1 protein-coding gene is annotated in these 302 nt (G+C 55.6%); it reads left to right on the plus strand.

Features of this window, described 5'->3' with window-relative positions:
• The coding region (locus tag AAC147_RS12200; protein ID WP_047686743.1) for a phage portal protein at window positions 1-302 on the plus strand (302 nt) is incomplete at both ends.

Here is a 302-nt window from a genome sequence, read left to right on the forward strand (position 1 = left end):
GCCTATGCGCGGCAAGCGATCGGGTTAGGACTGGCGACCGAAGAGCACGGTTCACGGTTATTCGGTAACGGGGCCGTCACCAGCGGGGTACTGCAAACGGATGAGAAACTGACGGATGAGGCCTTTGACCGTCTGAAAACCGATTTTGAAGCGCAACATCAGGGGCTGGCGAATGCGCACAAGCCGCTCATTCTGGAAATGGGGCTGAAATGGCATCAAATCAGTTTATCGGCCGAAGATGCCCAGTTCCTGGAAACCCGTAAATTCCAGCTGGAAGAAATCTGCCGCATCTTCCGGGTGCC

The organism is Xenorhabdus sp. NBAII XenSa04, from assembly GCF_963866145.1.
In the GTDB taxonomy this organism is placed as follows: Bacteria; Pseudomonadota; Gammaproteobacteria; order Enterobacterales; family Enterobacteriaceae; genus Xenorhabdus; species Xenorhabdus indica.